This window comes from Xenorhabdus sp. PB62.4 (genome assembly GCF_014467285.1).
In the GTDB taxonomy this organism is placed as follows: Bacteria; Pseudomonadota; Gammaproteobacteria; order Enterobacterales; family Enterobacteriaceae; genus Xenorhabdus.
The window spans coordinates 16,161-39,201 of sequence record NZ_NKHR01000027.1 but is presented as its reverse complement, the minus strand read 5'-3'; the positions used below and the strand labels follow the sequence as shown (position 1 = coordinate 39,201).

Genomic DNA, 23,041 nt, shown 5'->3' with positions numbered 1-23,041 from the left:
GGCAGGAAAGCACGCTTTCCCCCGCTGCCGCCCGACTTGCATGTGTTAGGCCTGCCGCCAGCGTTCAATCTGAGCCATGATCAAACTCTTCAATTAAAGTTTGATGCTCAAAGAATTACACTGTGTTCATTCGTAATGAATTAACTGTTCAGTCACTCTTCAAGACTTATATCTTTTTTCGCCTTCCGGCGTGGATAGTGTCTTGCGAGTGCCCACACAGATTGTCTGATTAATTTGTTAAAGAGCGTGGCAACCGGGAAAATCCTTCCGGGTTGCGAGGCTGCGTATCTTACGCTTTTCGCCTCCGGAGTCAAGCGTTTATTTTCGCTGCCCTCCGACTTTCCTCAGCGGCTTATCTCAGCTCAGCGTCGGTCAGTGGTGGCGCATTATAGGGAGTTTTACGGCGCTGACAATAGTTTTTTTGCATTTTTTTTCCGTTCGTGTTTTTTTTCCTCAAAACGAAGAAACAACCAGCAAAAAGACTATTTTTAAGACGCCTTATTACATGGCATTTGCAAAAATGCCTCAGAAAAACGATCTACCTGTTCCCAATCCGTATATTCAACCTCTTTTTTAGTGTCTGTTTCTCCCCCGGTCATTCGCATGATGAGTTGAATCATGATGCGATCTAACCAGCGGTAACGTGGATAAAGCAACGCTCCGGCAAAAACTTCACATAAATCAGGTTGCCACGGGCTTTTAGTTAAGAACTTACGTACATAAGCATTCGTTTCTGGTGTTCTCTTTTCTGGTTTTCTCGCCGTTAAATTGACACCGAAGAAAGCGGTTGGCATTTGATTCAATTGTTTTTGATGGCGAATGACAAACTTATGCAATACAGAATTGAAGTGACCATAGCGTATCGATGCACCTATCATTACTTTATGATAAGGCGTCAAATTAACCTGCTTCAATGTAGCCAAATCTCTTAAATCACACTTAATACCAGTACGGCGGAGATTTTCTGCGATACGAGTGAGGATTTTCTTAGTCTGACCATCCTGAGTGGAATAAAGCAACAAATAGCTCATAGATACGCCCTTATTATACAGCGATTCGAATACAAATATTTTATAGATAATGAGTTACGTAACTGACTGCCCATGGCATATAGCTCATCTAATCACGCCAAAAAGTTGGTGTGAACAACACTAATAGTGTAAATACTTCCAAACGTCCAAATAACATAGTGACGACCAATATCCATTTAGCTATTGGATTCATGGTGGTAAAGTTATCAGCCACTACGCCCAACCCAGGCCCCAAGTTATTCAGTGTTGCAGCAATGGCAGAAAAAGCGGAAAACTCATCAACCCCTGTTGCGATCAATAACAACATACTAATGATGAAAACTAAGGCATAAGCAGAAAAGAATCCCCATACTGCTTCAATAATTCGTTCTGGTAATGCCCTATGCCCTAATTTAATGGTGTATACCGCATTCGGATGAACCAAGCGTTTTAATTCACGGGAACCTTGCAAAAACAACAACAAAATGCGAATGACTTTCAGGCCACCTCCCGTCGAACCCGCACATCCCCCAATAAATGCAGAACATAATAGTAAGAAAGGCAGAAACAGAGGCCAGTCGGCAAAACTATCCGTTGTAAATCCCGCTGTTGTCGCCATTGAGACAACTTGAAAGAAAGCATGATTAAGCGCTTCCAACTCCGATTCATAAACCGAATGTTGCCACAATATCAGCACACAAACCGCCAGCAATGCGAATTGAATAGTAATGAACATACGAAATTCGGGGTCGCGCCAATATACTTTCAAACTTCGGCCCGAAAGAACGGCAAAATGCAGGCCAAAATTACAACCCGATATCAGCAAGAAAATGGCAATAATTGTATTAATGGTCGGGCTATTGAAAAAACCAACACTGGCATCATGGGTGGAAAAGCCGCCAATAGCGATGGTTGAAAAGCTATGTGAGATCGCATCGAACACCGACATTCCCGCAGTCCATAGAGCTATCGCGCAAGCAATGGTCAGCAAAACATAAATCAGCCAGAGCGTTTTTGCTGTTTCTGCAATACGAGGACGCATTTTGTTATCTTTCAATGGCCCCGGCATTTCAGCACGATAAAGCTGCATTCCACCAACACCAAGTAATGGCAAGATAGCAACAGCCAGAACGATAATTCCCATACCTCCCAGCCATTGCAGCATTTGTCGGTAGAAAAGAATGGCTTTGGGGAGAGAATCAAGACCAACAAGAGTAGTTGCCCCTGTTGTCGTCAAACCTGAGAATGACTCAAAAAAAGCATCAGTAACTGAAAGATTAGGTTTTTCAGAGAAAATAAACGGTAAAGCCCCGACACTGCCCAATACTGTCCAAAATAGGACAACAATTAAAAAACCCTCCTTTGGTTTAAGCTCGTGTTTCTGTTCCCGATTAGGCACCCATAACATTAAACCAATCACGAGGGCAAAAACGAATGTCTGACTAAATGCCCTGCCTGCGCCATCGCGATAAATCAATGCCACCAACCCCGGAATAATCATTGTGACAGAGAAAAGAATGACAAGTAGCCCGACAATACGGGTTATGGCGCGAAAATGCATTCAGCTAATTCCTTAGAAATCCGGTATGACAACATAATTATGATTTTGGTGTTAAAAACAGAGCACCACGGCTTAAATCCCGTAATTTATCACCTATCTCCCCCGCAAGGGTAGCTGGCAATGATAGCTGTAGCGTGACATTTTCAGCATAGTCGCTGGCAATCACTTGCCCAGAAAATTGTTGCAATAATTGTTCAACCATAGAAATGTGCGAATACTCACACTGTAATTGGTACAATTTCTGCGGGACCTTGTATTCAGTTTCCAATAACTTCAGTGCTTGCTGTACGCCACTGCCATAGGCTCTCACCAAACCGCCTGTGCCAAGCTTTATGCCGCCAAAATAGCGAACAGACACAGCAGTGATTTCACCTAATCCGCTTCCTATCAACTGGGCGATCATGGGCTTACCCGCGGTTCCGGTCGGTTCTCCATCATCCGAAAAACCCAATTGCTGAGAATCATCCGGCGCGCCTGCTACAAAAGCCCAACAATGATGCCTGGCGTCAGGATATTGTTCCTTAATGCTTTGGATAAATGATTTTGCCTCATCCACCCCGCTGGTGTGTTCCAGCAGGGTAATGAAACGACTCTTTTTGATTTCTTCAGTAAAACTGACTGAAGCCGCAGGAATTAAATAAGGCTTCATTACGATAATTGTAAATCTCTGGTCATATTTTCAATTTTTCCATCGTGAATAACGATGTTGTCTTCAATGCGAATACCACCATAAGGTTTCAGCGTATCGATTTTCTTCCAATTAAAATGCTGACGGTATTCATTTTCACGCCACTGCGCCAATAAGGTTTCAATGAAATAGAGACCCGGCTCAATGGTCAAAACCATTCCCGGCTCCAAGATACGGGTACAACGTAAATAAGGATACATTTCTGGAGCAGTCAAGTGGGTTCCATTATCATCTTGCATAAATCCAGCAGCATCATGTACCTGCAAACCAAGTGGATGCCCGAGTCCATGCGGGAAAAATGGCGTTGTAAGCCCATTCTCAACCACGCTTTCTTCGCTGATGCCATGAATAATGTCATGTTTTCTTAGCAACTTAGCTATACGATGATGCATATTGATATGGTAGTCAGTATATCGAACTCCCGCTTTAATCGTGCCAATAATCGCTTGCTGTTCTTCATTGAGATCTTTAATCAATGAAGCAAAATCATTATTGGATTTTGCGGCATAAGTCCTCGTAATATCGGCAACATAGCCATTATATTCCGCACCAGCATCAATCAAGAAACTGCGAATTTCAGAAGGTACTGTCTGCCGTAATTTGGTGTAATGCAAAACGGCTGCATTTTCATTCAGGGCAACAATATTATCATAGGGAACATCCGTATCACGGTGTCCCGTTGCCATCAGATAGAACATATTGATTTCGAATTCGCTCACACCAGACAGAAATGCCTCGTAGGCCGCCTGATGACCATTCACCGCTGTTTTCTGGGCTTCACGCATACATGCCAATTCGTAATCTGTTTTATATGAGCGATGGTAACTCAAATAATTCAAGACTGTTTCCGGGTTGATATTGTGCTCAAGAATGCCCAGAGACTTAGCACGTTCAGTTTGCTCACCAATATAAGCGACATTCTGTTTTGGCAATCCATTCAGTTGCATACTGATATCATCGGCTTTTGCCAAATGAATCATTTCTACTTCTTCAGTCCAGTGACTATTAGGTAATCGTTCTACACTATGCCAATAATCTACCGGGGAATAAAACCAGAGCTTCGGTTTATTGATTCCATCAATCCATAACCAGCAATTCGGGACTTTGGTCACAGGAACCCAAGCCTTAAAGTGTACGTTTGCCTTGAAAGGGTAATAGTGATCATCAAGAAAAACGCGCAATGATTCACCGGAGTGAATAAGCAGGGCATCAAGCTGAGTTCGTGCCAATATTTCACGTGCGCGTTTTTGTAATGTTTTAATATGTTCGTGGTACAAAGGTGCCAACTTTTCCATCTTAATTAGCCTTTTGATTTTCTGGCGGGAGCTTAAATATTACCACAATTCATTATTTGGGGAGCTACCTGATGAAAAACGGCTTGGCTGGAATAAAACGACAATATTTATATTTTTCAAAATACTAACAAAAAATAACTTCCCCCGTCATAAATCTTACCTGTGATCTGTCCTACAAAAAATTAATCATTGATTTGCATTAAATTAACACACTAATCACAATCAACAGCATCTGGTCATACCAGATGGTATGCACTCATTGAGGAGAATGACATGCTCTACCTAAGTGAAACTATTCAAGTAAAATGGCTGAAAGATGGCATTGCAGAACTGATCTTCAATGCACCGGCTGCAATCAATAAATTAGACACAAACACTGTTACTTCATTGGATAAAGCCGTTGCTGCCCTTGAGCAACAAACTGAACTAAAAGGGTTGTTATTACGTTCTGAAAAACAAGCCTTTATTGTTGGTGCAGATATTACAGAATTTTTATCATTATTTAATGCGCCAGCAGAAAAACTTCATGAATTACTGAACCTCGCCAACAATATTTTTAACCGTATTGAAGATCTTCCTGTTCCTACTGTCTCCGCTATCAATGGTTACGCGCTTGGCGGTGGTTGTGAAGTCGTACTTTCAACGGATTTTCGGGTTGCATCTCCTGATCTTCGCATCGGATTGCCAGAAACGAAATTAGGCATAATGCCGGGCTTTGGTGGTTCCGTCCGTCTGCCTCGCTTAATTGGTACAGACAATGCTCTCGAAATTATTTCCGCAGGAAAAGATATTAGTGCTGAAGAGGCGCTGAAAAATGGTCTGGTTGATGCCGTCGTTCCTGCTGCAAAACTGGTTGACTCTGCCGTTTCAATTCTGGAACAAGCTATTAGGGGGGATTTAGATTGGAAAACCGCCCGCCAGCCTAAACTGATGCCTCTGAATCTTAATGAGATCGAACGTACTATGAGTTTTACCGTGGCAAAAGGCATGGTGATGAAAGTTGCAGGCCCTCATTATCCTGCCCCAATCACTGCGGTAAAAACGATTGAAAAAGCCGCTACATTGGGCCGTGATGGTGCTCTGGCGTTAGAGTCCGACAGCTTTGTTAAACTGGCACACACCACCGTTGCCCGTGCTCTGGTCGGCATTTTCCTGAATGACCAGTACGTCAAAGGATTAGCGAAAAAACATCTGCAAGCAGTCACTACGCCTGAACATGCGGCTGTACTCGGTGCGGGGATCATGGGTGGAGGCATTGCCTATCAGTCAGCGCGCAAAGGTATTCCTGTCCTGATGAAAGACATCAATCAAAAAGCGCTGGATTTAGGTATCAATGAAGCGGCCAAGTTACTGAATAAGCAATTTGAGCGTGGGCGTCTGGATGCTATGAAGATGGCCAAAATCCTGTCTTCTATCCAACCGACCCTGACTTATGCTGGTATTGAACGATCTCAGATTGTTGTCGAAGCTGTCGTTGAGAACCCCAAAATTAAAGCTGCGGTTCTGACAGAAACAGAATCACATATCAGCGATGATTGCATTCTGGCTTCTAACACCTCCACAATCCCAATCACAGATTTGGCAAAATCACTGAAACGCCCAGAAAACTTCTGCGGAATGCATTTCTTCAATCCAGTACATCGTATGCCACTGGTTGAAATTATTCGTGGTGAAAAAACATCGGATAAAACCATTTCGACCGTTGTAGCTTATGCCAGCAAGATGGGTAAAACGCCGATTGTCGTTAATGACTGTCCTGGTTTCTTCGTAAACCGCGTTTTATTCCCTTATCTGGCAGGTTTCGGCATGTTGCTGCGAGATGGTGGTGATTTCCGCCAAATCGACAAAATCATGGAAAAAGAATTTGGCTGGCCAATGGGCCCTGCTTATCTCATTGATGTTGTTGGTATTGATACAGCTCATCATGCACAGGCTGTTATGGCACAAGGTTTCCCTGATCGCATGAGCCGTAATTACCGGGATGCCATCGATGTATTATTCGAAAATCAGCGTTACGGCCAGAAAAATGGCGTTGGTTTCTACCAATACACTCAAGATAAAAAAGGCAAACCGAAAAAAGCGCAAGATGAGACTGTTGACCAGTTACTGGCAGGCATCAGCAAACCAAAACATACTTTCTCTGGCGAAGAGATCATTGCTCGTACCATGATCCCAATGATTAACGAAGTCGTTCGCTGTCTAGAAGAAGGTATCATTGCCAGCCCGGCAGAAGCTGATATGGCTCTGGTTTACGGCCTCGGATTCCCTCCATTCCACGGTGGCGTTTTCCGTTATCTGGATACCATGGGAACCGCAGCCTACGTGAGAATGGCGGAAAGTTATGCTCACTTGGGTGCGCTTTATCATGTACCAGCGGGCCTGAAGGCAAAATCCGAAAGCAATGAAAATTACTACCCTGCCCCAGCAGAACTTGCTGTTAATCCAGGTGAAAAAGAGTGAGGTCTGAAAACATGGAAAATGTAGTTATTATTGATGGTATCCGTACCCCAATGGGGCGCTCAAAAGGCGGTGCATTCCGTCAGGTTCGTGCCGAAGATCTCTCCGCACACCTGATGAAATCAATACTCAAACGCAATCCTGCCGTTCAGCCAGAGCATATCAATGATATCTCTTGGGGATGTGTACAACAAACGCTGGAGCAAGGGTTTAACATTGCACGTAATGCCGCATTACTAGCAGGCATTCCCCATTCAGTTCCCGCAGTCACCGTTAACCGTCTGTGTGGCTCTTCAATGCAGTCACTGCATGACAGTGCCCGCATGATTATGACGGGTGATGCCAATATCGCGATGGTTGGCGGCGTTGAGCACATGGGGCATGTACCCATGACACATGGCGTCGATTTCCATCCTAAATTGAGCCGCAATGTTGCAAAAGCAGCAGGCGTTATGGGCCTGACGGCAGAAATGCTGGCTAAGATGCATAATATTAGCCGCGAAATGCAAGATGAATTCGCCCTGCGTTCTCATCAACGTGCAGCACAAGCAACAGAATCCAAAGCCTTTGCCAGTGAAATAGTTCCTATTTATGGGCATGATTCAGATGGCAACATGAAGCTTGTCGATTTTGATGAAGTCATCCGTCCTGACACTAACCTAAAAGATCTCGCGGCACTGCGCCCTGTCTTTGATCCTGTCACCGGAAGTGTTACTGCGGGTAACTCTTCAGCACTGTCTGATGGCGCATCTGCAATGCTAATCATGAGCGAAAGCAAAGCCAAAGAATTAGGATTGAAGCCTCGTGCTCGTATCCGCTCAATGGCCGTTGTCGGTTGCGATCCTTCTATTATGGGTTATGGCCCTGTGCCAGCAACACAGATGGCATTGAAAAAAGCGGGATTAAGCCTTTCTGATATTGGCCTGATGGAACTGAACGAAGCATTTGCTGCGCAATCTTTGGCCTGTATTAAGGGATTGAATCTGCTGGATAGTATGGATGACAGAATCAATCTAAACGGTGGTGCAATTGCGCTTGGGCATCCATTAGGCTGTTCTGGCACTCGTATTACTACCACTCTGCTCAACCTAATGGAGCGCAAGGATGTACAGTTTGGTCTGGCAACCATGTGTATCGGTTTAGGTCAAGGTATCGCCACGATTATTGAAAGAGTGTAGTTGCCAGATTTGTTATCAAAAGTAACTGACGATTGAAATTTATACATATTTTTCCCTTGTCTGTCTTGTCTATTGCATCACTCTAATAAGTTGTTGCCGTAGTTTCCCGCCTGTCAGGGGCGGGTTTTTTATTTTTATCGTTTTATTTTTTTATCGGGAAAACAGATTAGATAAACTCAAACGCATCGCTATACATACGATCGATCGAGGCATCACGTTCACTACAAAACCGCTCACGGGCAATTTTGGCCATTTCAAAGCGACCGGCGATATAAATATCATGATTTGCCAAGCTGCCAAAATCTTCCAAAACTGCACTCAGAACCGTTCCGCTCCTTCCTCGCCAGTGCTCATCAACCTGCTCAACCACAGGAACAACCGTCAAGTTAAGATAACGTTCACTCAATGCCTGTAACTCACCCAAATCATAAAGGTGATGCAGTTCACGCCCTCCCCAATAAATTGAGATTTTACGGTTAGGGTTTGCTTCCAATGCTGCCAATAGGATAGAACGGGTATAGGAAAACCCTGTTCCACCCGCAATCAATAGCATCGGATTTTCGCTATCTTCACGAAACCATGCCTGACCATGTGGAATATCAATATCAATAACTTTCTGATCGAGTATTCTGTCCATCACCGCCATTGCATACAGGTTCAGCTCAGAAGCGCCAATATGCAGCTCAATGCTTTGTTTTTCTGATGGTGGTGATGCCATAGAAAAAGGACGTTTGTCTCTTTCATCCATAACCACCATCAAATATTGCCCTGCACGAAAAGAAAAAGGCGAATCAGGTAATAAACGAACCCGATAAACTGTATCTGTAATGGAGTCAACCGATGTTACTTTACAGCTTAGTGTTGTCATGCGTTCCCTCTTATCGCTTCAAAATATCTAATTGATCCCAAATTTCATCGACACGGGCCCGAATCTCATCACTCATCACTATCGGACGCCCCCATTCCCTTTGTGTCTCTCCTGGCCATTTATTTGTTGCATCTAGCCCCATTTTTGATCCTAACCCTGAAATAGGGGATGCAAAATCGAGATAGTCGATTGGTGTATTTTCCATTAAGACAGTATCTCTCTGCGGATCCATACGCGTTGTTATCGCCCAGATGACATCATTCCAATCTCGCGCATTAATATCATCATCACAGACGATAACAAATTTTGTGTACATAAATTGCCGCAGGTATGACCAGACGCCCATCATGACTCGCTTGGCATGACCTGCATACTGTTTTTTCATCGTAACGACAGCGAGCCGATAAGAGCACCCTTCTGGCGGCAGGTAAAAATCGACAATTTCAGGAAATTGCTTTTGTAGTATTGGCACCAGAACTTCATTCAACGCAACACCTAACACCGCAGGTTCATCCGGCGGGCGTCCGGTATAAGTGGAATGATAGATGGCATCACGGCGCTGGGTAATGTGAGTTATCGTGAATACTGGGAACATGTCAACTTCATTGTAATAACCAGTATGATCACCATATGGCCCTTCCGGTGCCATTTCACCGGGTTCAATGTAACCTTCAAGGATAATCTCAGCGCTGGCGGGGACTTCCAACTCATTGGATATACATTTAACGACTTCCGTTTTATGCCCACGCAGCAAACCAGCAAAAGCATATTCAGACAACGTATCAGGGATTGGCGTCACTGCGCCTAATATTGTGGCTGGATCAGCCCCCAACGCAACCGACACCGGAAAACGTTCTCCCGGATGAGCCTGACACCACTCCTGAAAATCAAGAGCGCCGCCACGATGAGATAACCAGCGCATAATCAATTTATTTTTACCCAACACCTGCTGACGGTAGATGCCCAGATTCTGACGCTCTTTATGCGGCCCTCTGGTCACCGTCAGCCCCCATGTGATCAATGGGGCTGCATCTTCCGGCCAACAATGCATAACCGGAATGCGGGTAAGATCCACTTCATCTCCGGCCCAAATCTGCTCCTGGCAAGGTGCAGAACTAAGGCGTTTGGTTGGCATATTCAGTACCTGTTTGAATTTAGGCAATTTATCTACCAGATCACGGAATCCTTTTGGTGGTTCAGGCTCCTTAAGGAAAGCTAATAACTTACCAACATCATGCAACGCCTGAACATCATCCTGCCCCATTCCCATAGCAACCCGTTTTGGTGTTCCAAACAAATTGCACAACACTGGCATCGAATATCCTTTAGGATTTTCAAATAATAAGGCCGGGCCACCGGCACGAAGAGTACGATCTGCGATTTCAGTCATTTCCAAATAAGGATCAACTTCCATACGAATTCGTTTTAATTCACCTGATTGTTCCAACAAGGAAAGAAAATCTCTTAGATCGCGGTATTTCATATTGTTCATTCGTGCCGATTTGTAAGGAGGGAAAGACATTATAAGCCCTCCCATGAGGGTTACAAGGTAAACTCATAACTTACTAAAAATCAATGGAGTTAGAGTAATCTTGTGGGGTGAGTATTTCCACTATCACAATAAATGTCATACATAAATCTTTACTGGAAATAAATACGCGTGACTATAATACATGGACCACATCTCAAATAACTTTTGGCTTTATTGATGACCCCTTAGTACTGGTTTTGTTATGCTAAACATTCTAAGTAATGGAGTCGGAATATTATGGGAAATTGGTATCTTCTTTACTGTAAACGTGGGCAAATCTCTCGGGCGATAGAAAACCTGGAGAGACAAGATGTTATTTGCCTGACACCTACAGCCAAAATTGAAAAAATTATTCGGGGTAAGCGAACCACCGTTACTGAACCACTGTTTCCCAATTATCTTTTCGTACACTTTGATCCCGAAATTATTCATACCACTACCGTTAATTCGACTCGTGGTGTAAATCATTTTATTCGGTTCAGTACTTATCCCGCCATTGTTCCCCAAACATTAATTGATGAATTAATGTCCGTCACTGAGCAAGAATATGTTGCCCCTGAAACACCAATTGCTGGTGATACAGTATTAATCACTGAGGGAATTTTCGAAGGCATTCAAGCAATTTATAACGAACCGGATGGAGAAACTCGTTCCATTCTCCTGCTAAATATTCTTAACAAGGAAGTGTCGAAGGTATTAGATAATAAACAATTTATCAAAGTCTAATCAGAAAACGGGCAATTTTGCCCGTTTTTATTATGTCTGTTCTAGTAAACCAGAATCGGCCTTCACGCAAGAAAATCGTTATTTTTGTTCATGCAACCACTGTGCGACTCGTTTAGCAAAATAAGTCAGGATGCCATCAGCGCCAGCACGTTTGAAACACAGCAGTGACTCCATAATTGCAGGCTGTTCTTGCAACCAACCATTTTGAATGGCCGCCATGTGCATCGCATACTCACCAGAAACCTGATAAGCAAATGTTGGTACGCCAAACGTATCTTTTACCCGGCGGATCACATCCAAATAGGGCATACCGGGTTTCACCATGACGCTATCAGCTCCCTCCTGCAAATCCTGTGCAATTTCCTGTAACGCTTCGTCACTATTCGCAGGATCCATTTGGTAGGTCATCTTATTGCCACCTTTCAAATTACTACTGGAACCAATTGCATCCCTAAATGGTCCATAATAACAAGAGGCGTATTTAGCAGAATAAGCCATAATCTGGGTATTAATATGACCATCCAGCTCAAGCTGTTCACGAATAGCACCAATGCGGCCATCCATCATGTCGCTTGGCGCGATAATTTCGGCTCCTGCTTCAGCATGGGATAACGCCTGTTTGACCAGAATCTCTTTAGTCACATCATTGATAACATAACCATCCTGATCAATGACACCATCTTGCCCATGTGTAGTGAATGGATCGAGTGCAACATCCGTCAAAAGGCCCAATTCAGGTACAGCATCTTTCAGGGCACGGACAGAACGCTGAATCAAACCATCTGGATTATAAGCTTCTTTCGCATCCAATGATTTCTTGTCTGCTTCAATGACTGGAAACAGCGACAAAACAGGAATACCCAGTCGGGCAATCTCTTCGGCTTCTTTCAGCAAAAGATCGATTGTCAGACGATACACTCCTGGCATCGAAGGCACTTCCTGACGCTGATTAGTACCTTCCATAACAAAGACGGGATAGATTAGGTCATTGACAGTAACTTGATTTTCAGCAACTAAGCGGCGGGAAAAATCATGGCGGCGCACACGACGCATACGACGACCGGGAAATGACCCCGGAAATACATAGCTCATACTTCACTCCTAATATAAAACCCAGCGCCGGGCGCTGGGTTAATAGCCATCACGTTATACAAGTGATGTTAACATCATCAATCGGTTAGCGATAATCATGAATGACCAGAATCAAATTATTTTTTCAGATTGTCACCGATATCACGACCTTATTCATTTTCTGAATTGACTGTTTTGTGTTTACCTGATTTACCGATATAAAACTGAGAAAGCAAAATTCCTAATTCAAATAGCAAATACATAGGAATAGCTAACAACGTTTGCGAAAAAACATCAGGCGGTGTTAACAACATGCCAACCACAAAAGCGCCGACCAAAATATAAGGGCGTTTCCTTTTTAACGATTCCGGTGTCACCACACCGCTCCAGCACAGCAAAATAATGGCGATCGGTACTTCAAATGAAACACCAAAGGCCATAAACAGCGCCATCACAAAGCTCAGGTAGTTACTGATATCTGTCGAGATCACAACACCTGCGGGAACCGTCTTGATAAAGAAACCAAATGCGATGGGAAAAACTACAAAATAAGCGAATGCCATTCCCAGATAAAATAACACACTGCTGGAAAACAACAGAGGCATTATCAAACGGCGTTCATGCTTATATAGCGCTGGCGCAATAAATGCCCAAACCTGATAGAGGATCATTGGTGCCGCAACGAAGACAGACACCATACCGGTTAGTTTTATCGGTGTAAAAAAAGGCGATGCCACATCCGTTGCAATCATATTTGCACCTTGAGGTAATTGTTCCATCAAAGGTGCAGCAATAAGCCGATAAATGTCATTGGAAAAATACACCAATGCCAAGAAAACGACCAATACAGTAATTAAGCTATTTAAAATCCGCTTACGTAATTCAATCAGATGACTAATAAGCGGTTGGGTATCATCCACAGACATGTTTTAGTGTTCGCCATTTGCTTGTTCAGGAGATTTATTTTTCTGCTGATCTGGTTTCACGCCCGATTGCTCTGAGACTGATTGTTCTGAAACTAATTGTTCTGAGGCTAATTGTTCTGGAGTTGAGCCTTTTACAGCAGACGGAGATACAGAGGAGTGGTAATGTGCTTCATCCTCCTCCAATTCCCTCATTTCATCAGGCTTGAGCTGGTATACGTTTTTCAACGACTCAGCCGCCTCCCTTAGTTCTTCCATTGATGCCTTCAATTCTGGGGATAGTGATTGCATATCTGCTTTTTCTTCCATTTTTTTCAGGCTGTCCTGAAGCTCTTGCAACTTCAACTCTTGAGCAAGTTCATTCTGAACATTCGCCGCCAATGAGCGTAATACCCGAATCCATCCGGCGACTGTTTTAACTGCAATAGGCAAACGCTCAGGCCCCAGAACAACCAAGCCAATGACCATCACTAACAACAGTTCACTAAAACCAATGTCAAACACGGTTTATACCTGCTCTTTGTTTTTGCTCTCTGATTTTTCAGATTGTGTAACGGTAGATTTTTCAGCAAGGTTTTTAGTTTCGAAATCAGCGTCATGGTTCGTTTTTTCAGGTTGTTCCGGTTTTTCATCGCCATTCACTGCTTTTTTGAAGCCTTTAATCGACTCTCCCAAATCTGAGCCTAAGGTACGAAGTTTGTTAGTACCAAACAGCAATACGACAATGAGCGCAATAATGAGCAATTGCCAAATACTTATACCACCCATACTGAGTTACCTCTATTCATTGGAAACCACATTCATCGGAATATCATTAATGATTCCATTATAAACTACGAACTTTATGTTCGAAAATAACACAATCATACCAAACACACGGTAAAGCAATCTCTACTTACTTTTAATTGTCACTGACCTTTTAATTGTCACTGACGTCTGCTTAAATTGCGCCAACCTAATCCCCACGATACAATTCCTCCCCCCATCAATCCCCACGACAAATGTTTCTGGTCTATGATGAAAAACAGGCTTCCACAGATAAATAGCGTTGCTCCGATCCCCAGTAAATAAAGAGACTTGCGTTGCTGAATCTGTTGATCTCTGAATTGTTGTGATATCTGATCAATACTGGCCTGTAAACGCCTATGCTGTTGAAGTGTGCCATACACTAATTCAGGAAATTCTGGTAGTTTTTCCGCCCAATAGGGGGCTTTTTCTTTAAAGGCACGTACAATGGCGGGTATCCCAACCTGATCATGCAGCCAATCTTCCAGAAAAGGTTTTGCGGTTTTCCATAGATCAAGCTGAGGATAAAGCTGACGCCCCAAGCCTTCAACGTACAATAGCGTTTTTTGCAACAGAACCAACTGGGGTTGAACAGCCATATTAAAACGGCGGGCGGTATTGAAAAGATTTAATAAAACATGCCCGAACGAAATATCAGCCAGTGGTTTTTCAAAAATCGGCTCACAAACGGTACGGATGGCAAATTCGAAATCTTCCACATTGGTATCGGCAGGGATCCAACCAGAATCAACATGCAGTTCAGCTACCCGACGGTAATCACGATTGAAGAAAGCAATGAAATTTTCAGCCAGATAGCGTTTATCGTCTTTATTCAAAGAACCAACAATGCCGTAATCGATGCCGATATAGGTAGGATCTTCAGGATTCTCATAACTGACAAAAATATTGCCGGGATGCATGTCCGCATGGAAAAAACTGTCACGAAACACTTGAGTGAAAAATATCTGAACACCACGCTCAGCCAACAATTTCATATTGGTGTTCTGCGCTTCTAAAGCCGCAATGTCAGACACGGGAATACCATAAATGCGTTCCATAACCAACACATTCTCCCGACAATAATCGGGATAAACTTCTGGCACGTAAAGCATTGGGCTATCTTCAAAATTTCGGCGCAATTGAATTGCATTGGCAGCTTCACGCAACAAATTCAGCTCATCAAGCAAAGTTTTCTCGTATTCGCGCACGACTTCACGTGGACGAAGGCGACGCCCATCCGGCAAAAGGGGTACCAGATTAGCCAAACGATACATCAATCGCACATCCGCTTTGATGACAGGCAGAATATCCGGGCGAATCACTTTCAGGACGACGTCTTTACCATTCTCTTTCAGCCGAGCGGTATGTACCTGAGCAATAGACGCTGAAGCCAGTGGCTGTGGATCAAAATTCTCAAACCACGTTTCCAAAGGCCCCTCTAATGCGGTTTCAATTGATTTTCTCGCCACAGCGCCATCAAAAGAAACCACCCTATCTTGCAGCATCGAAAGCTGATCTGCGATTGCAGGCGGAAACAGATCGCGGCGGGTAGAAAGCATTTGCCCCAATTTGATCCATACAGGCCCAAGCTCTTGCAGTGCCAAACGCAAACGCTCACCAAGCGATTTGTCTTTATGTCGATTGGTTATCCAAAACAGGAAATAACGTCCGAAACGCAGTGGCCAAGTCAGACGAATATTAGGGATCAGTTCATCCAGTCCATAGGAAAGAAAGACTCGAATAATGAAATAAAGCCGTTTGATTTCACTGGGCGTCATATTTCCCCTCCAGCGCAGCCAACCGTTTCTCTATTTGAGCCATTTTATTGGCAACAGCATCAACTTCCTCACTGAAATAGGCGGCCTCCAGTGCGCTAGGGGTCATTTTCCATTCTTCAGTCAATGATTCGATGAAATACGTTTTTTTCCTTTCGAGGGTATTACTGGCAAATTTAACGCCTTTTTTCACTATCTGGCTAATGCCTTCTGCAACAATATCACCGACATAAGGAGAAAGATAATGGGCAGGGTCCCACTCTGACATGTCCAACAAAGCTGACCATTGCTGAATGATCTGCATATCCCCTTCAATGACGATCTCGCCACTGTTAATCAACGCCGAAAGGCACTGGCGATCCCGTAACTTGAGTAATGCGGGTATCGTCGTTTTCATTGAGCAATCCGCAGGTTCCGACCACTGACTTAAAACATCCAATTGCTTTTCACTGAATATCAATACCAGTGGTGTTTCAATTTCCTTCAGTTTGATGGACAGTGTCTTGCCTACCAACCTCAAACGGGTTGGCTTCAATACGGTTTCCCGATACAACAAATAATTCAACGTTGTTTCCAGAAAAGCCGTCAGAACCGACAATAATACTCTGTAATTCAATGCGGCAGGACTCAATTCAGGGGAGTTCAATACCGCAGAATTCACACTATGGCTTGGTGAGGGTGTTTCCATTTCAGAATTTAAACCCTTTGTGCAGAGCAACGACTCCCCCGGTCATATTGGTATAAGAAACCTGGTCAAAGCCAGCTTCTTCCATCATACCTTTTAAGGTTTCCTGATCAGGGTGCATACGGATGGATTCTGTCAGATAACGGTAACTGTCTGCGTCTTTAACAACCATCTGACCAATTCGGGGTAAAACATGGAACGAATAAGCATCATAAACTTTGCTCAGTGGTGCCAGTACAGGTTTGGAGAATTCCAGCACCAATAAACGACCGCCCGGCTTAAGTACCCGGCACATGGAACGTAAGGCTTTTTCTTTATCCGTCACATTACGCAGGCCGAAAGAAATCGTAATACAGTCAAAATAATTATCTGGGAAAGGCAGTTCTTCAGCATTAGCCTGAACATAACTGACATTGCCGACAATACCGATATCACGCAATTTTTCACGCCCGACTTTCAACATTGAGTCGTTGATATCTGCCAGAACAACCTGACCTTTTTCACCCACAATGCGGGAAAATTTTGCTGTCAAATCACCTGTTCCACCAGCGAGATCAAGCACTTTATGGCCGCGTCGGACGCCACTTGCTTCAATAGTGAAACGCTTCCAGATTCGATGAATACCAAATGACATCAAATCATTCATCAAATCATATTTTGCCGCTACCGAGTGGAATACCTCTGCCACCATGTCTTTTTTTTCTTCTTTGGCTACAGTACGGAAACCAAAATCAGTGGTTTCTTTCGATTGATTTGCCATGTTATTTGTCCGCTTTTTATTCGAAAAATTTATAGCAAGTGTACCAGCCTTTCCGATAAAACCCTATCCAGACTTCACTCGTTAATTTGTAACGATTGTAAGGATTTATCAATCAAGTGTGAATCAATAGGACGCTTCACATCCACACCTAAGTCTCGAAAGCCTTCAGCCTGACTAATCAGATTACCTCGCCCCTCAACCAGTTTTTTCATCGCAGAATGGTAACTCGCCTGTGCTTTATCTAAGCTTTGCCCTAACCCTTGCATATCATCCACAAACAAACGCATTTTGTCATACATTCTGGCAGCTTTATCCGCAATCAGACGGGCATTCTGACTCTGATATTCATAACGCCAAAGGTTATTGATAGTACGAACAGCAACCAGTAATGTGGATGGACTAACCAGCATGATATTGTGTTTCAACGCTTCATCCAGTAATTCAGGAGCCTGATTAAGTGCCACCAGATAAGCCGGTTCCACAGGGATAAACATCAGAACATAATCCAGAGAGCGCAAACCGGGCAATTGCTGATAATCTTTTCGGCTCAGGCCGCGAATATGTCCTTTTATGGAGTTGATATGCTCCTGTAATGCCTGTATCTGCTGTTGTTCATCATTACTGTTGAAATAACGTTCATAAGCAACCAGCGACATCTTGGCATCAATAACGACATCTTTTCCCTGTGGCAAATGCACAATCACATCGGGCTGAAAACGCCCGCTGTTTTCGGATTGAATATTAACTTGTGTGTCGAATTCATACCCTTCACGCAAGCCGGACGCTTCCAAAACCTGAGCCAACACCATCTCCCCCCAATTTCCCTGCATTTTATTATCTCCTTTCAACGCATTAGTGAGATTGAGCGCCTCTTTTGCCATCTGTGCATTCAGTTGCTGAAGATTGCGAATCTCATGGGTTAAGGTATGACGTTCCCGGGCTTCCTGACCAAAACTGTCCTGAACCTGGCGGCGAAAACTTTCAAGTTGCTCACGAAATGGCATTAAGAGATTATTGAGGTTTTGGCGATTATACTCATCAGTACGGAGCCGATTTTGCTCAAAAATACGATTGGCAAGATTTTCAAATTGGGTATTCAGGCGCTGTTCACTATTGATCAACAGGCGTTGTTTTTCCTCCGCCGCCAACCTGCTTTCTTCAAGCCGCGTGCTCAGTTCTCGCAATTCAGCTTCCTGCACACTATTCACTTCGCGTTGAGCCAACAGTTCTTGGTTTAATTGATCACATTCAATACGCCAATAATGAGACTGTTCTAGCTTTTCATGACTGACAGCCAGTTGACTATATAATTCGCGTAGCGCCTGTTCTTTTTGTTGGATTCTCTGATGAACAGAAAGCCAGACGAAGATCCCCCCGCCCAGCAATCCACTTAAGCCGCCAATCAACATATATAACCACTGGATATCCACCTATACACCCTCATTAACACCATTGTCGTTAAGTTTTGGTTAACTTCTTTGGCTCACTGGCCTCAATGTAAGTTAAATAGAGGCTGTATAGATGTCCAGATTATTTAATAGCTTTCTTTCAGTTTGCAAAGCGGCTCGCAATTACCTCATCCACATTACCCCATCCACTCGGCCAACCATCGCAAGCCAAAAGCGCCCGGCGCTAAGATACCGAATGCCCAGATCAATGCAGAAGCGAAATTAGCAAGCTGAAAATGACGTTTTGGCATAGCACAAATTCCGGCCACCAGCGGGACTACGGCTCTTAATGGGCCAAAAAACCGCCCAATAAAAACGCCCCAGACTCCCCAGCGCCCAAAAAATCGATGCCCACGCACTAGAGTTTGAGGATGACGAGAAAGCGGCCACATTTTGCCGACATTTTCTTTATAGTGGAAACCAAACCAGTAAGAAACCCAATCGCCAAAGAAGGCTCCTGCTGCTGCGGCTATCCATATTGGCCAGAAATTTAACCCGCTTTCACCAATCAATGCACCTAACCCCAGTAAAATGATCGTCGCCGGCAACAATAGGGAGATAAATGCCAGCGATTCACCAAATGCAAGGCAGAAAATGATGGGAATTGCCCAGGCTTCATGGGCTTTTACAAAGTTCGTAACCAGTTCAATAATTTCGTGCAGGCTCACATTAGTCTTTCCTGTATTATTATCAGTGGGATGTCATAGGTTAGCACTGTACAAATAAACCAAAGCTAACCTGGTATTTTTATTCAAGAAAATAAGCTTGTAGTTTTTCTCGGGCCGCAATATCGAGTCCGATATCTTTTTCCAGCCAAATATCCATACTGCCATAATGTTGGTTAATACTATTTAGCGCAGTCAGTAAAAACTCTTCCCTGACAGAATAAACATAAGCAAATTTTTCCACTACATTTTCACTCATGACTTTTGTATGTTCATTCAATAAATAGTCCCGGTACGGAGCCAACGTGATACCGGTCAGCAAATAGTCTTCCATTACCGTATCCCAATCAGCACCCAACGCCAGCAAAACCAGAGCAGAACCCACTCCTGTTCTGTCTTTGCCAACCGCGCAATGTTGCACAATCCCACCTTTTTCTGGTTGCAGCAATAATGTAGCTAATTTCTTATAAGCCGGATTATTGATAGGCAGCAATTCATATAGACGTGACATAAACTCTTTTGCATCGAATTGTTCCAGTATTTCTTTATCTATCTTCTCCAGATTAGCGTCCACTTCCTTTGAAAGCGGATTGGCCGGTGCATGGTGATAATGGGCGCCATGCCATATCTGATCTGGTTTATCCCTGATTTCGCTACTATCACGATAATCGATGATCTGAAAAAGGTTTTGATCCACTAAAAAAGCCTGATCATTTTCTGTCAGCTTATCCAGCGATCCGGAACGAAATAGCAAACCTGACTTGATCTTAGCGCCATTATTTAGCGTTTTATTGCCTAAATCACGAAAGTTAATGCCGCCATTCAAAGGAAGTACTGAAGGATGAGAGATTAATGTTGTGGTCATAGTCACTCTTGTTTTGATTAAAATAAACCTTATTTTCAAGGTATTACGTTACTGATAGTCACTTGAAAGAGATAAGGTATAGAACGTTATGGAAACAAGTAATTATTGATACTGCTGTATTCGATTGATAGTTATTGATACCAACAGTTATTGTCAAAAATAGCTATTAATAAAAATAACTATTAACAAAAATAGCTACTAACAGAAATAGTTATTAGCGCAAAACGTTATGACATTATCAGATTTTAGAATGAAAGGAAGAAAAGATCACATAAATGATAGGGCCAGAATATTCCAGCCCTTGATGAAAAACGTTACAGCAGACGACGAGCAGCCTCAACAACAATTCCCAACGCGTTGCTTTCTGTTTTCTGCAACAGCTCCACATCAGGAATTTCCTGTTGGGTACGGTTAACAATAACACCAGCCACCATACCGGCACGCAGGCCCTGACTTGCGCACATAGTCAACAATGTTGCAGATTCCATCTCAAAGTTCATTACGCCCATTTCCTGCCACTCTTTCATAGAACCCTGGAAGCGACGAACAACCCGACCGGAATAAGTATCATAACGCTCTTGTCCTGGATAGAAGGTATCAGAAGAAGCCGTGACACCGACATGAGTGACAGATCCGGATGATTTTGCTGCTTCATACAATGCGTTGGTACACTCAAAATCAGCAACCGCCGGGAATTCCATTGGTGCAAAGTGCAAGCTGGCACCATCCAAACGGACGGCGCCTGTTGTTACCAATACATCCCCAACATTGATGTGTGGTTGGATAGCTCCGGTTGTACCGATACGCAGGAAAGTACGTACTCCCAATTGCGCCAGCTCTTCTACAGCAATCGACGTTGAGGGGCCACCAATACCCGTGGAGCAGACAACAACGGCTTTGCCGTCAATTTCTGCGCGCCATGTTGTAAATTCACGATGGGAAGCCAGATGCACTGGGTTACCCATCAAACGCGCAATTTTCTCAACACGATTAGGATCGCCCGGCACAATCGCTAAAGTCGCGCCTTGCAGGTCACTTTTAGTGATACCTAAATGAAATACATTAGACATATCAGACTCCTCAACGGATATAGCTCAAAATATGGATACCTAAATTTAGTCAATACTCTGACATTTTTTAGTGATTAAAATCACCTTTAGTGAATGTAAAAAAGAAACACATACATACATTTGTGATTCAAATCACAAATAATAGAGGAGATAATGTTTTGAGTATAAAGCTGGAATGGAAACAATATTCGAAGAACAATCACAAACCCTGAAAACAGAAAAGCGCCCGTTATAGAGCGCCATTTTAATATGTTACATGACAAGATTAAGAAGCAGTACACCACACAGCCCAATCCCCCATGCAATTGTGGTAGGGATTGACCAGACTATCATCTGTTGTTTTGCATCTTTAATGCCCATCATTCGGTTAACCATCCAGAACAAACTGTCATTGAAGTAACCGAAAAACAGTGTACCTACTGTCGCAGCCTGAGCAGCCACCAACATATTGATATCTGGTATCTGATTGAGAATAGGTGCTGAAATAGAGGCTGAAGTAATCATTGCCACTGTTCCAGAACCTTGAATTAAACGCACTAGCGTCGAAATGATAAACGGAATCAATACCGGTGCTATTGGCAAGCTGGCAATATACTGTGCTAGTATCGTTCCCGTAGCACTTTCGTTTAATACAGCTCCCAACGCTCCCCCAGCTCCTGTTACTAACAAGATCCCTCCTACTGCTTGTAATCCTGTTTCCAAATGTTCGATCACTTCCTGTTTGCTGACTTTTGGCATTAAAGTATAAATTGCCAGCAATACGCTGATTGCCAGAGCGATAATAGGTGAACCAAGAAAATCAAAAGATTGAAAATAGAAATGGTTTTCCTTCCCAACAAACACATCAATTTTCAATAACAATCCATTAACCACATTGATAAGAATCAGAACTATTGGCACAACGATAGGTAAAAGGGAAAAAAATAAGCTCGGTAGAGGCTTATTAGATTTTTCCTCCATATAATTCCGATGAGTTTGTTGCAAATTTACTGAATCTTCTTGTATATCAATTACCTGATAATCAGAATATTTAGTTTCCAACCACTTTGCATAAAAGGTAATACCAATAACACATGGAACAGCCAATATTGCACCTGCCAGCATCATTGTACCTACACTTACTCCGAATATCCCAGCCACACCAAGCGGGCCCGGCGTTGGTGGAACAATATGATGGGTTACTACCAGCCCTCCTGCTAATGCAACCCCCATCGCCAATACATTCCGTTTGCCTTCCTTTGCTAATGCCTTCGCCAACGGATAAAGGATCACAAAGGCTGAATTCACAAATATGGGAATACTGACAATATAACCGGTAACTGCTAGAGCCCATTCTTCGCGTTTTTTTCCCAGCCATTTAATTAAGCTATAAGCGATTTGTTCAGTTGCACCGGACACTTCCAATATCCGCCCCATCATGATTCCCAACCCAATCACAATACCAATACTGCCCAATGTCGAACCAAATCCTTTGGTAATCACTTCAATAACATTGCTTATAGTGAAACCACCAGTTATCCCAGCAATTACCGCAGCGATCAGCATAGCAAGCAGTACATGAACGCGGGTGCGCAACACCAGAAAAATCAGTGTGAATACTGCTACCCCTAATCCAATAATTGGAATATAAAATGTCATTATCAAGTTCCATTTTCATGTGAGTTGTTGGCGATAATTTC

At 43.3% G+C, this 23,041-nt stretch carries 21 protein-coding genes and 1 rRNA gene; 3 read left to right on the top strand and 19 right to left on the bottom strand.

The window, feature by feature from the left end; genetic code table 11:
* The 5 genes from Xenpb_RS16685 to pepQ form a co-directional block, all read right to left on the bottom strand.
* Window positions 1-96 (bottom strand): 16S ribosomal RNA (locus Xenpb_RS16685); the annotation flags it as partial.
* A gap of 392 nt (window positions 97-488) precedes the next feature.
* Window positions 489-1,031, bottom strand: a complete 543-nt coding sequence (gene hemG / locus Xenpb_RS16680; protein WP_187655352.1) for a menaquinone-dependent protoporphyrinogen IX dehydrogenase — start codon at window positions 1,029-1,031, stop codon at window positions 489-491.
* 88 nt (window positions 1,032-1,119) lie between these two features.
* The gene (gene trkH, locus Xenpb_RS16675) at window positions 1,120-2,571 is read right to left on the bottom strand and encodes a Trk system potassium transporter TrkH (protein ID WP_187655351.1); all 1,452 of its coding nucleotides are present in this window, start codon (window positions 2,569-2,571) and stop codon (window positions 1,120-1,122) included.
* Between the two features lie 37 nt (window positions 2,572-2,608).
* Window positions 2,609-3,220: an IMPACT family protein gene (locus Xenpb_RS16670; RefSeq protein WP_187655350.1), complete on the bottom strand. Its 612-nt coding sequence runs from the start codon at window positions 3,218-3,220 to the stop codon at window positions 2,609-2,611.
* On the bottom strand, window positions 3,220-4,554 hold the full coding sequence (gene pepQ / locus Xenpb_RS16665; protein ID WP_187655349.1) for a Xaa-Pro dipeptidase: 1,335 nt from the start codon (window positions 4,552-4,554) through the stop codon (window positions 3,220-3,222). Before pepQ ends, Xenpb_RS16670 begins: the two co-directional genes overlap by 1 nt.
* 273 nt (window positions 4,555-4,827) lie before the next feature.
* Here pepQ and fadB point away from each other — a divergent pair, with 273 nt between their 5' ends.
* Window positions 4,828-7,014 (top strand): fatty acid oxidation complex subunit alpha FadB, encoded by a 2,187-nt coding sequence (gene fadB, locus Xenpb_RS16660; protein ID WP_187655348.1) that lies wholly within the window; start codon window positions 4,828-4,830, stop codon window positions 7,012-7,014.
* Between the two features lie 11 nt (window positions 7,015-7,025).
* Window positions 7,026-8,189, top strand: a complete 1,164-nt coding sequence (gene fadA / locus Xenpb_RS16655; protein WP_187655347.1) for an acetyl-CoA C-acyltransferase FadA — start codon at window positions 7,026-7,028, stop codon at window positions 8,187-8,189.
* A gap of 166 nt (window positions 8,190-8,355) precedes the next feature.
* Here fadA and fre read toward each other — a convergent pair whose 3' ends face one another.
* Both fre and ubiD read right to left on the bottom strand, forming a co-directional pair.
* A complete protein-coding gene (gene fre, locus Xenpb_RS16650; RefSeq protein ID WP_187655346.1) occupies window positions 8,356-9,057 on the bottom strand; it encodes an NAD(P)H-flavin reductase in 702 nt (233 codons plus the stop codon).
* 10 nt (window positions 9,058-9,067) lie between these two features.
* Complete coding sequence (ubiD, locus tag Xenpb_RS16645; protein WP_187655354.1) at window positions 9,068-10,540, bottom strand: 4-hydroxy-3-polyprenylbenzoate decarboxylase; 1,473 nt, start codon at window positions 10,538-10,540, stop codon at window positions 9,068-9,070.
* Window positions 10,541-10,825: 285 nt separating this feature from the next.
* On the opposite strand from ubiD, the gene rfaH reads away from it, so the two are divergent.
* Entirely contained in the window at window positions 10,826-11,314 is a 489-nt protein-coding gene (rfaH, locus tag Xenpb_RS16640; RefSeq protein WP_187655345.1) for a transcription/translation regulatory transformer protein RfaH, read from the top strand.
* Between the two features lie 78 nt (window positions 11,315-11,392).
* On the opposite strand, the gene hemB is transcribed toward rfaH, so the two are convergent.
* The 12 genes from hemB to Xenpb_RS16580 form a co-directional block, all read right to left on the bottom strand.
* Complete coding sequence (gene hemB, locus Xenpb_RS16635) at window positions 11,393-12,406, bottom strand: porphobilinogen synthase (RefSeq protein WP_187655344.1); 1,014 nt, start codon at window positions 12,404-12,406, stop codon at window positions 11,393-11,395.
* 149 nt (window positions 12,407-12,555) lie between these two features.
* A complete protein-coding gene (gene tatC, locus Xenpb_RS16630; protein WP_187655343.1) occupies window positions 12,556-13,311 on the bottom strand; it encodes a Sec-independent protein translocase subunit TatC in 756 nt (251 codons plus the stop codon).
* A 3-nt stretch (window positions 13,312-13,314) separates the two neighbouring features.
* Window positions 13,315-13,812 (bottom strand): Sec-independent protein translocase protein TatB, encoded by a 498-nt coding sequence (tatB, locus tag Xenpb_RS16625; RefSeq protein WP_187655342.1) that lies wholly within the window; start codon window positions 13,810-13,812, stop codon window positions 13,315-13,317.
* Between the two features lie 3 nt (window positions 13,813-13,815).
* A complete protein-coding gene (gene tatA / locus Xenpb_RS16620; RefSeq protein WP_187655341.1) occupies window positions 13,816-14,076 on the bottom strand; it encodes a Sec-independent protein translocase subunit TatA in 261 nt (86 codons plus the stop codon).
* Between the two features lie 158 nt (window positions 14,077-14,234).
* Entirely contained in the window at window positions 14,235-15,872 is a 1,638-nt protein-coding gene (gene ubiB, locus Xenpb_RS16615) for a ubiquinone biosynthesis regulatory protein kinase UbiB (protein WP_187655340.1), read from the bottom strand.
* Window positions 15,859-16,557 (bottom strand): SCP2 domain-containing protein, encoded by a 699-nt coding sequence (locus tag Xenpb_RS16610; RefSeq protein ID WP_187655339.1) that lies wholly within the window; start codon window positions 16,555-16,557, stop codon window positions 15,859-15,861. The genes ubiB and Xenpb_RS16610 overlap by 14 nt, the downstream gene beginning before the upstream one ends.
* A gap of 1 nt (window position 16,558) precedes the next feature.
* Window positions 16,559-17,314, bottom strand: a complete 756-nt coding sequence (gene ubiE, locus Xenpb_RS16605; RefSeq protein WP_047961859.1) for a bifunctional demethylmenaquinone methyltransferase/2-methoxy-6-polyprenyl-1,4-benzoquinol methylase UbiE — start codon at window positions 17,312-17,314, stop codon at window positions 16,559-16,561.
* Between the two features lie 74 nt (window positions 17,315-17,388).
* Window positions 17,389-18,744 carry a DNA recombination protein RmuC gene (gene rmuC / locus Xenpb_RS16600; protein ID WP_187655338.1) on the bottom strand — a complete coding sequence of 452 codons (1,356 nt, stop codon included), beginning with the start codon at window positions 18,742-18,744 and terminating at the stop codon, window positions 17,389-17,391.
* Window positions 18,745-18,899: 155 nt separating this feature from the next.
* Window positions 18,900-19,430, bottom strand: coding sequence for a DedA family protein (locus Xenpb_RS16595; RefSeq protein ID WP_187655337.1), 531 nt, complete (start codon window positions 19,428-19,430; stop codon window positions 18,900-18,902).
* A gap of 79 nt (window positions 19,431-19,509) precedes the next feature.
* Complete coding sequence (locus Xenpb_RS16590) at window positions 19,510-20,292, bottom strand: tyrosine-protein phosphatase (protein WP_187655336.1); 783 nt, start codon at window positions 20,290-20,292, stop codon at window positions 19,510-19,512.
* A gap of 314 nt (window positions 20,293-20,606) precedes the next feature.
* The gene (udp, locus tag Xenpb_RS16585) at window positions 20,607-21,362 is read right to left on the bottom strand and encodes a uridine phosphorylase (RefSeq protein ID WP_187655335.1); all 756 of its coding nucleotides are present in this window, start codon (window positions 21,360-21,362) and stop codon (window positions 20,607-20,609) included.
* Window positions 21,363-21,614: 252 nt separating this feature from the next.
* A complete protein-coding gene (locus Xenpb_RS16580; protein WP_187655334.1) occupies window positions 21,615-23,000 on the bottom strand; it encodes a GntP family permease in 1,386 nt (461 codons plus the stop codon).
* Window positions 23,001-23,041 lie beyond the last annotated feature (41 nt).